The organism is Rhizobium sp. CG4 (assembly GCF_023701965.1).
In the GTDB taxonomy this organism is placed as follows: Bacteria; Pseudomonadota; Alphaproteobacteria; order Rhizobiales; family Rhizobiaceae; genus Agrobacterium.
On record NZ_JABAEG010000001.1, the window covers coordinates 844,071 to 857,384 of the forward strand.

The 13,314-nt window shown below is 56.0% G+C and carries 11 protein-coding genes; 4 read left to right on the forward strand and 7 right to left on the reverse strand.

Annotated elements, in window-relative coordinates; genetic code table 11:
• Positions 1-4 precede the first annotated feature (4 nt).
• A complete protein-coding gene (locus tag HGO37_RS04050; RefSeq protein ID WP_250982219.1) occupies positions 5-1,225 on the forward strand; it encodes an SGNH/GDSL hydrolase family protein in 1,221 nt (406 codons plus the stop codon).
• A gap of 133 nt (positions 1,226-1,358) precedes the next feature.
• Positions 1,359-1,544: a hypothetical protein gene (locus tag HGO37_RS04055; protein ID WP_250982220.1), complete on the forward strand. Its 186-nt coding sequence runs from the start codon at positions 1,359-1,361 to the stop codon at positions 1,542-1,544.
• A gap of 87 nt (positions 1,545-1,631) precedes the next feature.
• On the opposite strand, the gene HGO37_RS04060 is transcribed toward HGO37_RS04055, so the two are convergent.
• From HGO37_RS04060 to gltB, 3 genes are read right to left on the reverse strand one after another with little or no spacing between them, the layout of a single operon-like run.
• Positions 1,632-3,089, reverse strand: a complete 1,458-nt coding sequence (locus HGO37_RS04060) for a glutamate synthase subunit beta (protein ID WP_192488092.1) — start codon at positions 3,087-3,089, stop codon at positions 1,632-1,634.
• A gap of 14 nt (positions 3,090-3,103) precedes the next feature.
• Positions 3,104-3,262 (reverse strand): hypothetical protein, encoded by a 159-nt coding sequence (locus tag HGO37_RS04065; RefSeq protein WP_250982221.1) that lies wholly within the window; start codon positions 3,260-3,262, stop codon positions 3,104-3,106.
• An 8-nt stretch (positions 3,263-3,270) separates the two neighbouring features.
• Positions 3,271-8,016: a glutamate synthase large subunit gene (gltB, locus tag HGO37_RS04070; RefSeq protein WP_250982222.1), complete on the reverse strand. Its 4,746-nt coding sequence runs from the start codon at positions 8,014-8,016 to the stop codon at positions 3,271-3,273.
• 360 nt (positions 8,017-8,376) lie between these two features.
• Between gltB and HGO37_RS04075 the strand changes: the two genes are divergently transcribed.
• Positions 8,377-9,432: a threonine aldolase family protein gene (locus tag HGO37_RS04075; RefSeq protein WP_250982223.1), complete on the forward strand. Its 1,056-nt coding sequence runs from the start codon at positions 8,377-8,379 to the stop codon at positions 9,430-9,432.
• A gap of 35 nt (positions 9,433-9,467) precedes the next feature.
• Here HGO37_RS04075 and HGO37_RS04080 read toward each other — a convergent pair whose 3' ends face one another.
• Positions 9,468-10,328 (reverse strand): LysR family transcriptional regulator, encoded by an 861-nt coding sequence (locus tag HGO37_RS04080; RefSeq protein ID WP_250982224.1) that lies wholly within the window; start codon positions 10,326-10,328, stop codon positions 9,468-9,470.
• 89 nt (positions 10,329-10,417) lie between these two features.
• Between HGO37_RS04080 and HGO37_RS04085 the strand changes: the two genes are divergently transcribed.
• Positions 10,418-11,422 carry a bile acid:sodium symporter family protein gene (locus HGO37_RS04085; RefSeq protein ID WP_250982225.1) on the forward strand — a complete coding sequence of 335 codons (1,005 nt, stop codon included), beginning with the start codon at positions 10,418-10,420 and terminating at the stop codon, positions 11,420-11,422.
• Positions 11,423-11,457: 35 nt separating this feature from the next.
• Here the strand turns inward: HGO37_RS04085 and HGO37_RS04090 are convergent, their stop codons facing one another.
• The 3 genes from HGO37_RS04090 to HGO37_RS04100 form a co-directional block, all read right to left on the reverse strand.
• Positions 11,458-11,940, reverse strand: a complete 483-nt coding sequence (locus HGO37_RS04090) for an Hsp20 family protein (RefSeq protein WP_250982226.1) — start codon at positions 11,938-11,940, stop codon at positions 11,458-11,460.
• A 165-nt stretch (positions 11,941-12,105) separates the two neighbouring features.
• Positions 12,106-12,690 carry a YceI family protein gene (locus tag HGO37_RS04095; protein ID WP_250982227.1) on the reverse strand — a complete coding sequence of 195 codons (585 nt, stop codon included), beginning with the start codon at positions 12,688-12,690 and terminating at the stop codon, positions 12,106-12,108.
• Entirely contained in the window at positions 12,687-13,268 is a 582-nt protein-coding gene (locus HGO37_RS04100) for a cytochrome b (protein WP_250982228.1), read from the reverse strand. The genes HGO37_RS04095 and HGO37_RS04100 overlap by 4 nt, the downstream gene beginning before the upstream one ends.
• Positions 13,269-13,314 lie beyond the last annotated feature (46 nt).

Consider the following 13,314-nt stretch of genomic DNA (forward strand, 5'->3'; position numbering starts at 1 on the left):
CATCATGAATAAGCAGGCAAAGATCAACAAGCCAGCCCGGCTTCGCGCAGGCGCGAGTGCTCTGTGTGTGCTTGTTGTCCTGCCTCTTTTTCCCTCACCTGTGTTCGCACAGGAACGTGAGCGACCACGTACTCTCATGGATATGCTGTTTGGCGGGCGCCAGCGCGAAATGCGTGACGGCCGCCAATTGCGGGAGGAGGAACCGCGCGTAAGACGTCCCCCTCCCCGCGAACGCTCCGTTTCGCGCCCGCAGACACCGCGCACGACACCATCCGTCACACAGATGCGCACCACAGCCCCGGCCGCACCGGTTACCAAACTTGAAAATGCCCGCCGCGTTCTGGTGGTCGGTGATTTTCTAGCCAGCGGCATGGGTGACGAGCTTACCAAAACCTTTGCTTCATCACCGGCAATTGCCGTTGATGTCAGAGCAAATGGTTCGTCCGGCCTTGTCCGTACAGACTATTATGACTGGCTGTCCAACCTTCCGAATTTCATTCAGGAGGTCAAACCTGCCGCCGTCGTTATCATGCTCGGTTCCAATGACCGGCAGCTGATGATGATTGGCGACCTCAGGGAAAAATACGGCACCGATCTGTGGTTCAAGGAGTATGAGCGGCGCATCGATGCGCTGGCAACGATTGTCTCGCGGCAGAAGATACCACTTTTGTGGGTCGGCCTGCCCGCCTTCCAGTCCCCATCGCTCACCACAGATTTTGTCGGCTTCAACCGCCTGTATCGCAACCACACCGAAAAACACGGTGGCGAATTCGTGGATGTCTGGGACGGGTTTGTCGATGAAGGTGGCAAGTTCATCATCACCGGTTACGACGTCAACGGACAGCAGGCCCGCCTGCGTGAGGCGGACGGCATCGGCATGACGCAGGCCGGCAAACGCAAGCTCGCCTTCTATGTCGAGAAGTTCCTGCGTCGCCACGTCGATACCGCCGCCCCAGAACAGGATTTGAACGCAAGCAATCTGCCCGCTCTCACGTCCCTGCCTGCGCTTGGCATTGATGCCGGGCAAGTTAGAACGCAGCCGATCAGCTTGACCGACCCGGAACTGGACGGTGGCAATGCATTGCTGGGAGACAGGCCGGCACCGGCCACCATTCGCGAAACACCACGCGAACTGCTGATCAAGCGCGGTGAAATGGCCGATGCGCCGTTGGGCCGCGTCGACGATTATCGTATGCCAACGCCCGATACCGGCACTACGGAATAATATCCGGCCGCAAAAAGCAGGCCTGCAGTTCATCACATAATATTAAAACAGGAACGTTCCTGAAACGCTTTGGTTAAGCTTGGGGCAGAGCAACATTGCTTTGCCCAGATGATGGATATGAGGAGTAAACATCATGGCCCACCAAGGTGGCACGCATGACCAGCACAGCAAAGCTGGCCAGAAATCCGGAAAAGGCGGCAGCGACAAAACCCGCAGCGCATCATCCGGGGCAGCAACAGAAAACAAGACCGGAATGAAAGACAGCCCTCGCGACCAGTCGATGAAGGGCGGTCAGCAGGATCATAAAAACAAACACTGATCCTGGATTTGTCATGATCCCCGTGTTGATACGGGGATCATTTCCTCAAAAAAAAGGCGACCGAATGGCCGCCTTTTTTTAATGTTTTTAGCGCGGCAGAACCGTCGATCCCATCAACGCTTCGTCAATCGCATGTGCTGCCTGACGACCCTCACGGATCGCCCATACAACCAGTGACTGGCCACGGCGTACGTCACCGGCCGCCCACAGCTTGTCGACCGAGGTCTTGTAGTCTGTTTCATTGGCAACAACGTTGGTCGAACCACGGCGATCAGTGTTGAGCGTCAGCTTGCCGTCCATTTCCTTCAGAACGCTGTCGGTGAACGGACCGGAGAAACCGATGGCGATGAATGCCAGATCGGCCTTGATGATGAATTCGGTGCCCGCAATCGGCTTGCGCTTGTCATCAACCTGGCAGCATTTCACGCCCGTCAGAACACCATCTTCGTCACCGACAAATTCTAGGGTCGCAACCTGGAACTCACGCACCGCACCTTCAGCCTGCGAAGACGATGTGCGCATCTTTGTTGCCCAGTATGGCCAAACAGCGAGCTTGTCTTCCTTTTCAGGCGGCATCGGACGAATGTCGAGCTGCGTTACCTTCACAGCACCCTGACGGAATGCAGTGCCAACGCAGTCAGACGCCGTATCACCACCACCAACAACAACGACATGCTTGCCGCCAGCCAGAATCGGGTCGGAAGGCCAGCCAACGCTATCGATGTTTTCACGGCCGACACGACGGTTCTGCTGCACCAGATAAGGCATAGCATCATGAACGCCATGGAAATCCGTACCACCAATACCGGCCGGACGTGGGGTTTCGGAGCCACCGCAATACAGAACCGCGTCATGATCAGCGATCAGCTTTTCAACGGTCAGATCAACACCGATGTTGACGCCGTAATGGAAGGTCACGCCCTCACCCTTGATCTGCTCAACGCGACGATCGATGAAGTTCTTCTCCATCTTGAAGTCAGGAATACCGTAGCGCAGCAGACCACCAGCCTTGGATTCACGCTCGTAAACGTGAACTTCGTGGCCAGCGCGGCCGAGCTGCTGGGCAGCGGCCAGACCGGATGGGCCGGAACCGATAATCGCAACTTTCTTGCCGGTGTGAACGGTCGCAGGCTTTGGCACGATGAAGCCAAGCTCATAGGCCTTGTCGGCAATCGCCTGTTCAACGGTCTTGATCGCAACCGGTGTATCTTCAAGGTTCAGTGTGCACGCCTCCTCACAAGGCGCGGGACAGACGCGACCGGTGAATTCCGGGAAGTTGTTGGTGGAGTGCAGGTTACGGATCGCCTGTTCCCAACCGCCATTATAGACCAGATCGTTCCAGTCTGGGATCTGGTTGTGTACTGGGCAGCCCGTCGGGCCATGACAGTAGGGAATACCACAGTCCATGCAGCGTGCCGCCTGCTTCTGCACTTCGGCATCCGACATTGGAATGGTGAATTCACGGAAATGGCGAATACGATCCGACGCAGGCTGATACTTGCCCACCTGACGGTCGATTTCCAGAAAGCCTGTAACCTTACCCACTTTATATCCTCACATCAAAGCAGGGCGCCTGTCGGGCCCCAATACCAGTAAGCGAAACCAATGACCGCCCCCAGTATGATAAACTCAAATCTGACTTCGCCACTTGCAAGATAGGTTGCCGCGGGTGCGGCAACTGCAACGATTAGCGAAACCAGTCGGTGTAATGTCTTCACGCGGCGGATTACTCCGCCGCCACGCCTAGCCGCATCCGTTCCATGTCCTCAAGCGCACGACGGTATTCAACCGGCATGACCTTGCGGAACTTCGGACGGAACTCGGTCCAGCGGTCAAGAATGTCCTTGGCACGAGCCGAGTTGGTGTAGTGGAAGTGGTTCGAGATCAGCTGGTAAAGACGCTCCTCGTCGTGACGTGTCATGTCCTCGGAAACGTCCACACGTCCCTTGTGCATGAGGTCGCCGCCGTGGTGATGCAGCTTTTCCAGCATGTCGTCTTCTTCCGGAACAGGCTCCAGCTCAACCATCGCCATGTTGCAGCGGGTTGCAAAGTCACCGGTCTCATCCAGCACGTAAGCGACACCGCCCGACATGCCCGCCGCAAAGTTGCGGCCGGTTTCACCGAGCACAACAACGATACCACCGGTCATGTATTCGCAGCCATGGTCACCCACGCCCTCGACAACAGCAACGGCACCGGAGTTTCGAACAGCGAAACGCTCACCGGCTACACCGCGGAAATAACACTCGCCGGTGATCGCACCATAGAGAACGGTGTTACCGACGATGATCGAGTTTTCCGCAACGATACGGGCATTTTCCGGCGGACGAACGATGATGCGTCCACCCGACAGGCCCTTGCCGACATAGTCGTTACCATCACCCACCAGATCAAAAGTGATGCCGCGTGCAAGGAAGGCACCGAAGGACTGGCCAGCCGTCCCCTTGAGGGTGACGTGGATGGTATCGTCCTTGAGACCCTTGTGACCCCAACGCTTGGCAAGCGCGCCCGACAGCATGGCGCCGGCAGAACGGTCAACGTTCTTGATCGGCACTTCAAAGACAACCGGCTCGCGGTTTTCCAGCGACGGGGCAGACTTCTCGATCAGCTTGCGGTCGAGAATGTCGTCAATCGGGTGGTGCTGGCGTGCTGTCCAGAATGTCTCCGCTTTCGGTGCATCGACTTTATGGAAGATACGGCTGAAATCGAGACCCTTGGCCTTCCAGTGTGCCAGCATCTCATCCTTTTCGAGCATTTCGGAAGCGCCGATGATCTCATCCAGCTTGGCAACGCCGAGCGAAGCGAGAATTTCGCGCACCTCTTCAGCTACGAAGAAGAAGTAGTTGATGACGTGTTCCGGCGAACCCTTGAAGCGCTTGCGCAGAACAGGATCCTGCGTTGCAACGCCGACCGGGCAGGTGTTGAGATGGCACTTGCGCATCATGATGCAGCCAGCTGCAATCAGCGGCGCCGTTGCAAAACCGAACTCGTCTGCACCCAGCAGCGCGCCGATGATGACGTCGCGGCCGGTCTTCAGACCACCATCCACCTGCAGGGCTATACGCGAACGAAGGCCGTTCAGCACCAGCGTCTGCTGGGTTTCGGCAAGGCCGATTTCCCATGGCGAACCGGCGTGCTTGAGCGAGGTCAGCGGCGATGCACCGGTACCACCGTCAAAGCCGGAAACAGTGATATGGTCCGCACGGGCCTTGGCGACACCGGCAGCAACCGTACCAACACCCACTTCAGACACCAACTTGACGGAAACATCGGCTTCCGGATTAACATTCTTCAGGTCGTAGATCAGCTGCGCCAAATCTTCGATCGAATAGATGTCATGGTGCGGTGGCGGCGAAATCAGACCAACGCCCGGTGTGGAGTGACGGGTCTTGGCGACCGTTGCGTCGACCTTGTGACCTGGCAACTGACCGCCTTCGCCGGGCTTTGCACCCTGTGCGACCTTGATTTGCAGCATGTCAGCATTGACGAGATATTCCGTCGTCACGCCAAAACGACCTGAGGCGATCTGCTTGATGGCAGAACGTTCCGGGTTTGGCTGGCCGTTGAGCAGCGGCGTGTAACGATCCGCCTCTTCACCACCCTCACCGGTGTTCGACTTGCCGCCGATCTTGTTCATGGCAATGGCAAGCGTGGTATGTGCTTCACGGCTGATCGAACCGAAGGACATCGCACCCGTCGAGAAACGCTTGACGATTTCGACGGCAGGCTCAACCTCGTCAACCGAGATCGGCTTGCGGCCCAGAGCCTCGGCAGTCTTGACCTTGAACAGACCACGAATGGTGTTCATGCGCAGCGCCGTGTCATTTACCATCTCGGCAAATTCGCGGTAACGATCCTGGCTGTTGCCACGAACCGCGTGCTGCAGGGTCGCAACCGCATCCGGGCTCCAGGCATGGCTTTCACCACGCATACGGAAGGCATATTCGCCACCGATATCGAGCGTGTTGGCAAGGATCGGGTCCTTGCCAAAAGCCGCTGCGTGGCGCGAAACGGTTTCCTGCGCAATTTCCGTCAGGCCAACACCTTCGATAGTCGTGGCCGTGCCGAAGAAATATTGCTCGATGAACTCGGACGACAGGCCGATGGCATCGAAAATCTGCGCGCCGCAATAGGACTGGTAGGTGGAAATGCCCATCTTGGACATGACCTTGAGAATGCCCTTACCAACAGCCTTGATGTAGCGGTAAACCACTTCATCATCAGACACTTCCTTCGGGAACGCGCCGTGTTTGTGCATGTCCAGCAGCGTATCGAAAGCGAGGTACGGGTTTATGGCTTCCGCGCCGTAACCGGCCAGAAGGCAGAAGTGGTGGATTTCACGCGGCTCACCGGTTTCAACCACAAGGCCGACCGAGGTGCGCAGACCCTTGCGGATCAGGTGATGGTGAACGGCAGCGGTAGCAAGCAGCGCCGGAATGGCAACACGGTCCGGTCCAAGCTGACGGTCGGATAGAACGATGATGTTGTAACCGCCACGCACGGCAGATTCTGCACGTTCGCACAAACGGTCAAGCATGTCCGGCATGCCTTCGGCACCGCGCTCCACATCATAGGTGAAGTCGAGTGTCTTGGTGTCGAAACGGTCTTCCGTGTGGCCAATCGAGCGGATCTTTTCCAGATCGCCATTGGTCAGGATCGGCTGGCGTACTTCCAGACGCTTGGCACGAGCAGCACCGGCATGGTCAAGAATGTTCGGGCGTGGACCAATGAAGGACACAAGGCTCATCACCAGCTCTTCGCGGATCGGGTCGATCGGCGGGTTGGTAACCTGCGCAAAGTTCTGCTTGAAATAAGTGTAAAGCAGCTTGGACTTTTCCGACATCGCAGAAATCGGCGTGTCCGTGCCCATCGAACCGACAGCTTCCTGACCCGTCGTTGCCATTGGCGACATCAACAGCTTGGTGTCTTCAATGGTGTAACCAAAGGCCTGCTGACGGTCGAGCAGCGACACGTCGCGACGCAGCGCACGTGGCTCCACCGGCTTCAAATCTTCAAGGATCAGCTGGGTGCGATCCAGCCATGTGCGGTAAGGATGTTTTGCAGCAAGCTCGTGCTTCACTTCCTCGTCGGAAATGATTCGGCCCTTCTCCATATCGATCAGCAGCATCTTGCCAGGCTGCAAACGCCACTTCTTGACGATACGCTCTTCCGGAACCGGCAGCGTCCCGGCTTCCGATGCCATGATGATACGATCATCATCAGTAACCAGATAACGGGCAGGACGCAGACCATTACGGTCAAGCGTTGCACCGATCTGCTTGCCATCTGTAAAGGCAACGGCAGCCGGGCCATCCCATGGCTCCATCAGGGCAGCGTGATATTCGTAAAATGCCTTACGCTCAGGTGACATCGACTGGTTACCAGCCCAGGCCTCCGGGATCAGCATCATCACGGCATGCGCCATGGAATAACCACCGCGCACCAGGAATTCCAGCGCGTTGTCGAAGCAGGCGGTATCCGACTGGCCTTCATAGGAAATCGGCCACAGCTTGGAAATGTGCTCGCCAAACAGCTCGGATGAAACCGAAGCCTGACGTGCAGCCATCCAGTTGACGTTGCCACGCAGCGTGTTGATTTCGCCGTTATGCGCCACCATGCGGTACGGGTGCGCCAGCTTCCAGGACGGGAAGGTGTTGGTCGAGAAACGCTGGTGAACAAGCGCCACGGCCGATTCAAAGCGCGGATCCGACAGATCCTTGTAATAGGCACCAACCTGGTAGGCGAGGAACATGCCCTTGTAGACGATGGTCGAGGACGACAGCGATACAGGATAGAAATCCTGCGCTTCCTTGCCGCCACGCTCATCATAGATGCGGTTGGAAATAACCTTGCGGATCAGGAAAAGCTGGCGCTCGAACTCGGCATTGGTGGCGGCGTCGCGCCCTGCACCGATAAAAACCTGCACGTGATGCGGTTCGGTCGCCGCAATATCCGCGGCCTTGGACAACGAAGCATTGTCGACAGGCACGTCACGGAAACCGAGGAATTGCTGGCCCTCTTCACCGATGACGTCGATGATGACCTTCTTGTAGTGTTCGATACGCTCGGCATCGGTCGGCATGAAGATATGGCCAACCGCATATTCGCCAGCCTTGGGCAACGTAATGCCCTGCTTTGCCATTTCCTCCCGGAAAAAGCGGTCCGGGATCTGCACCAGAATGCCAGCGCCATCGCCCATCAGCGGGTCTGCACCAACCGCACCGCGGTGGGTCAGGTTCTCAAGAATGAACAGGCCATCCTTGACGATCTGGTGAGACTTCTGGCCCTTCATATGCGCGACGAAACCGACGCCGCAGGCATCATGCTCATTGCGTGGATCGTACAGACCCTGACGCTCGGGAATACCACGCGCAAAGCTCTTCTGAGCGACGACGGACGCGGCCCCGGCCGCGGTGGGACAGTCAGTCGTCATGCTTGCGGCAGCAAATTCGCTTTCCGGCTTGTTGGTCATTTTGGTCCCTCCTGCAAAACATTGCATAAAACGGCAGTAAAAGCCGGACTGAAGAAGCCCTCTTTTAAAGGAACCCCACAAACCGGCTTATTCAATTTAGGACAGCAAGACTGTCTCAATTCTCGGTAATTTTGACAGAAACCCCCACCTTTCGCAAGTGCGTGCTAACAAAATATAAACATGAGTTTCGCAGTGAAATTACGACAACGCGCGAAAGCGAGAAATTTTGTTACGCCATACAGCGCTTGTGCGTTGCTTTCATTGCCCGATTTGCCAACCTCGCCCCAACGCCATAAAAGATTCACACAGATCATTTCTTCTGGCTGCAATCCGCATCATCTCATCTGAAAGCGTAGATACATGTTTTTTGCTTCCGACAACTGGGCTGGCGCTCACCCCGCCATCAACGAACGGCTCATGAAAGAATCGACCCGCTTTGCGGCCGCCTACGGCACCAGCGAGCTCGACAAATCCATTGAGCAAAAGTTCAACGAAATATTTGAACGGGAAGTTGCCGTATTTTTTGTCGGCACCGGAACGGCCGCCAACTCCCTGGCACTGGCCAGCGTTGCCCGCCCCGGTGGCATCGCCTTCTGTCACTCCGAAGCCCACGTGATCGAAGACGAATGTGGTGCGCCGGTCTATTTCTCCAATGCATCGCGACTGATGCCGGTTGCCGGTCCCGCTGGCAAAATGCTGCCAGACAATCTGAGCGCCGCCATTCGCCGCTTCCCACCCGGCTCCATCCATCAGGGCCAGCCGATGGCTGTGACCATCACGCAAGCAACCGAGGTCGGAACGGTTTATTCGCTGGATGAAATCGATGCTATTTCGGCGATTGCCAAGCAGCATAACCTGCCGCTGCATATGGATGGCGCACGTTTTGCCAATGCACTGATGACGCTCGGCACCAACCCGGCAGAAATGACCTGGAAGCGCGGCGTTGACATCCTGTCGTTCGGTGCCACCAAAAACGGCTGCTGGTGCGCGGAAGCCATAGTTTATATGGATCCGAAAATGGCAAAAGACCTGCCGTTCATGCGCAAGCGCTCGGCACAGCTGTTCTCGAAAACTCGCTTCATCGCCGCACAATTCGACGCATATTTTAAGGACGGCCTTTGGCTGGCACTGGCCGGTCACGCCAATGCCATGGCGAACCGCTTGCGCACAGGCATCGAAGCCTCCAACAGCGCCCGCCTTGCATGGTCTACACAGTCGAATGAGCTATTTGTGGTCCTGCAAAAGGAAACGGCGCTTGCCGCGAAACAACAAGGCGCGCATTTTTATGACTGGGCTGTCCCGCATGACATGGCCGAGCCAGTACAGGAAAATGAAACGCTGATCCGTCTCGTTACCAGCTTTGCAACCAGCGAAACCGATGTCGACAGCTTCCTAGCGATTTGCGGCGCCGCCTGATTATCCCAGACCTCGATGAACATCACCCCATTCGCTTAGGGCGTATGGGGTGCAATCGCCACCTTGGCAACAACACGTGCAGCCAGTGCCTCGACAAGCTCCGGGTTGGCACCCTTTCGCGGCACCAGCACAAACTCCACATCTTCCAGCGCAGGCAGACTACCTTGAGTGATTTCACGTAAGGCCGCAGGTGTCATGCTGCGTGGCTGCACCAGCACACCCATGCCTGCCTGGGCCGCCGCGACCAACCCACTCAAACTGCCGCAGGTACAGACAATCCGCCAGGCAATGCCTTTGCGATCCAGTGCTTCCTGCGCCACCTTGCGCGTTATGCTCGGCTGCGGAAAGGCAATAAGCGGCACAACACCGTCATGGGCTTTGAGAATTTCCGGATCACGTGCCAGCCACACCAGCGGTTCGCGATAGAGGAAACGTCCAAGTCGATCGCCCAGCCGGCGCTTGGCCAACACGACATCCAGATCACCATTATCCTGCATCTGGTAGAGCACACCACTCAAGGCAACCGTCAACTCAAGGTCGACCAGCGGGTAAAGTCGGATGAAGTCTTCCAGAATAACCGTCAGGCGGTTGGCAACAAAATCCTCGGAAACACCAAGTCGCAACCGCCCCCGCAGCCGATTTGCGGTAAAAAGCGACGACACCTTGCCATTGATATCCAGCATGGAGCGTGCATAACCGAGCAGCGCTTCCCCTTCTGCCGTTAACCTCACTTGATGGGTACTACGCTCAATGAGCCGTTGGCCAAGAAAGGTCTCAAGCCGTTGAATATGCTGACTAACGGTTGATTGACCGATACCAAGTTGTTCGCCGGCAAGCGTGAAACTTCCGGTCTGCTCCAGCGTTACAAAACTAGAGAGATGATGAAGATTGAGCATCGTTATCACAAATCACAATAACTGTTAGTCTTTGCATCCTGCTTCACAATAAGCAATATGTAAATTAAATTCCCTAAGAGACAAAGACCATGAGCCGATTTCTGCCCGACCGCTTCACCCTGATGCTGATCTGTACCGTCATTCTGGCCAGCCTTTTGCCGATCAGCGGTGAGCCCGCTGAATATTTCGGCCTGGCGACCAAGCTGGCAATTGCGCTGTTGTTTTTCCTGCACGGGGCGCGATTGCCACGCGATGTGGTGATTGCCGGTATTTTACATTGGCGCCTGCATCTCGCCATTCTTCTGGTGACCTTCGGTCTTTTCCCACTGATCGGCGTAGCGCTTGGCTATATTCCTGAAAGCATCCTGCCGGCGCCGCTTTATATGGGCGTACTGTTTCTCTGCGTTCTGCCGTCTACCGTGCAGTCTTCCATTGCGTTTACATCCATGGCAGGCGGCAATGTTCCCGCAGCAATCTGTTCGGCATCAGCATCCAACATTTTCGGTATGTTTCTGACACCACTCCTCGTTGGCCTACTGTTTACGGTCGGTGGTCATGGTGGCGGCTTTTCGCTTGATGCATTCGGGCAAATCTTCCTTCAGCTGCTTTTGCCTTTCATAGCAGGCCAGGCACTGCAGCCGTGGATCGGCGACTGGATCCGGTCGCGCAAGAAGCTGCTTGCGCCTGTTGATCGCGGCTCAATTCTGATGGTGGTTTATCTCGCCTTCAGTGAAGCGGTAATCGAAGGCATCTGGCAACAGTTCACATTGCGCGATATCGGCGTCGTCGTTGCCATCAACATTGTCCTGCTGGCGGTCATATTGTGCGTCACCATGTTTGGTAGCCGCCTGCTGGGCTTCAACAAACAGGACGAAATCACCATCACTTTCTGCGGATCGAAAAAGAGCCTGGCAAGCGGTGTGCCGATGGCAGGCGCGATCTTTGCTGGCCAAAGCATTGGCGCCATCGTTCTGCCGATCATGCTGTTTCACCAGATCCAGCTGATGGCCTGCGCAGTGATTGCGCAGCGTTATGCAAGAGCGGCAAAGGCTGCACAAGCTGAGCCAGCAAACGCAAAAACGGCCCTCACTTGAGGGCCGTCCTGAATATTATACCTGCATAATGAAGCTTAGTTGACCTGGGTTGGCGCAATCTGCGCCTCGATGGTCTTTGCACCTTCAGCAGCATCCGAAACGATCGCGATCCGACGCGGTTTCATTGTCTCTGGAAGATTGCGAAGGAGGTCGATGTGAAGCAGGCCGTTCTTCAACGAAGCAGATTGCACTTCCACATAATCGGCCAACTGGAAGCGACGCTCAAAGGCGCGCTTGGCAATGCCACGATACAGGAATTCGCCTTCATTCGCCTTGTCCTGCTCCGACTTCTCAGCCTTGACGGTCAGGACATGGGCACGCGCCTCAATGCTCAGCTCGTTTTCATCAAAACCGGCAACAGCCATCGTTATACGATAGGTGTTATCGCCAGTGCGTTCGATGTTGTAAGGCGGATAGCTCTGCGCCTGTTCCGGCTGCCCAACATTATCAAGCAGATTGAAGAGGCGGTCAAAACCGACAGTGGAGCGGTAGAGTGGCGAAAAATCCAAATGACGCATGGTGTCCTCCTTGAGAAGCGACTGTTTGCGGTTAAGGCTTTCATCCCGTATTGGCGATGAGGAAGCCGGGTCACGGCCCCGTTCTGGCGACCGTGACAAACAGATGGGAACAGTTTTGCCGCACTTCAAGAGGCAACGATAAAGTGAAGATTGTCGCTTGGGGACCTATCGTCTTTCCCCCTCAACAGACATATCGAAATGCACGACATTGGAATAAATCGGTGTCCCGACATCCATGTCATAACGCGACCGAAAAACGTCCCCGCTCACATCAAAAGCAATCGACTTGCCGTTCCAGCGGGTCAATTTGACATTGAAACTTTCGCTACGCTGGTGACCCTTCGCCGAGAGCTGACCGGTTACCGTTGCCGTGTCCTGCCCCGTCTGCTTGATAGCGCTGGAGCGAAAGGTGATGGCATTGAAATTCGCCGCATCGAACACGGCCGTTGATTTCAGGAACGTATCAATACGCTTTTCTCCCGCCACCACACTGTCTGGCACCAGCGTGAAAGAAACCGTCGAATGTTGCAGATCGCCCGCTTCAAGTGTGAAGGAACCGGAGAATTTGCCAAATACACCCTTGATGCCGCCACCGCCAACCTGCGCCACCGAAAAGGCAATACGCGAGGACGGAGTTACAGTGTACTTGCCGGCAACCTCGCTCAACTCAGGGGCATTTGCCGCCCAGACTTGACCAATTGTGCTAGCGAGCAACAAAGCCGATGCGAATAAAAGTCCAGACCTGCTCATGAGCGTTTCTCCCTAGGCGGTGAACGACGGCGCCCCAGCATGCGCATCAACACATCATCACCACGCCAGAGGTGGTGATAAAGTGCGGCCAGCGCATGAAGCACGATAAGACACAACAGCGTGTAGGCCAGCGTTGCATGAACCTCTGACCACAGAGTTTCTGCACCTTCCGACTGCGCAAGCGGCAGATGCGGCACCACAAAGAGATCAAACATAAATGTTGGAATTCCAAGAGGCGACACGGACGCAATGACCCATCCCGCAAGCGGCACAAGCACGCCAAGCACCAGAAGCAATTTATGTGTGATCGATGACAGCAATCGCTCCAGGGCAGACAGGGTGGCAACCGGCGCAACTTTCACCGACATGCACCACTGCACAGCCCGAACAAGAGCAAGTGCCAACACCAGCATGCCAAAAGATTTGTGCCACTGGAAAAGCGAAAACTGCAACGCCGGATCAATATCCGGCCTGGTCATGATGTAGCCAAGGGTCAGCAATGCAAGGATCAACAGTGCGATCAACCAATGCAGCAGGATAGCAAAAAATCCATAGGCATTCCCGGAACCACGCAACATCTGGATCCTCCCGGCTGGTACCAAAATCCTCCTTTGCCAGAGATTA

What these genes read in the sequence shown, in the direction of transcription:
- HGO37_RS04050 (WP_250982219.1), top strand. Translation starts at nt 5, where the DNA reads ATGAATAAGCAGGCAAAGATCAACAAGCCAGCCCGGCTTCGCGCAGGC.
- HGO37_RS04055 (WP_250982220.1), top strand. Translation starts at nt 1,359, where the DNA reads ATGGCCCACCAAGGTGGCACGCATGACCAGCACAGCAAAGCTGGCCAG.
- gltB (WP_250982222.1), bottom strand. Translation starts at nt 8,016, where the DNA reads ATGACCAACAAGCCGGAAAGCGAATTTGCTGCCGCAAGCATGACGACT.
- HGO37_RS04075 (WP_250982223.1), top strand. Translation starts at nt 8,377, where the DNA reads ATGTTTTTTGCTTCCGACAACTGGGCTGGCGCTCACCCCGCCATCAAC.
- HGO37_RS04080 (WP_250982224.1), bottom strand. Translation starts at nt 10,328, where the DNA reads ATGCTCAATCTTCATCATCTCTCTAGTTTTGTAACGCTGGAGCAGACC.
- HGO37_RS04085 (WP_250982225.1), top strand. Translation starts at nt 10,418, where the DNA reads ATGAGCCGATTTCTGCCCGACCGCTTCACCCTGATGCTGATCTGTACC.
- HGO37_RS04090 (WP_250982226.1), bottom strand. Translation starts at nt 11,940, where the DNA reads ATGCGTCATTTGGATTTTTCGCCACTCTACCGCTCCACTGTCGGTTTT.
- HGO37_RS04095 (WP_250982227.1), bottom strand. Translation starts at nt 12,690, where the DNA reads ATGAGCAGGTCTGGACTTTTATTCGCATCGGCTTTGTTGCTCGCTAGC.
- HGO37_RS04100 (WP_250982228.1), bottom strand. Translation starts at nt 13,268, where the DNA reads ATGTTGCGTGGTTCCGGGAATGCCTATGGATTTTTTGCTATCCTGCTG.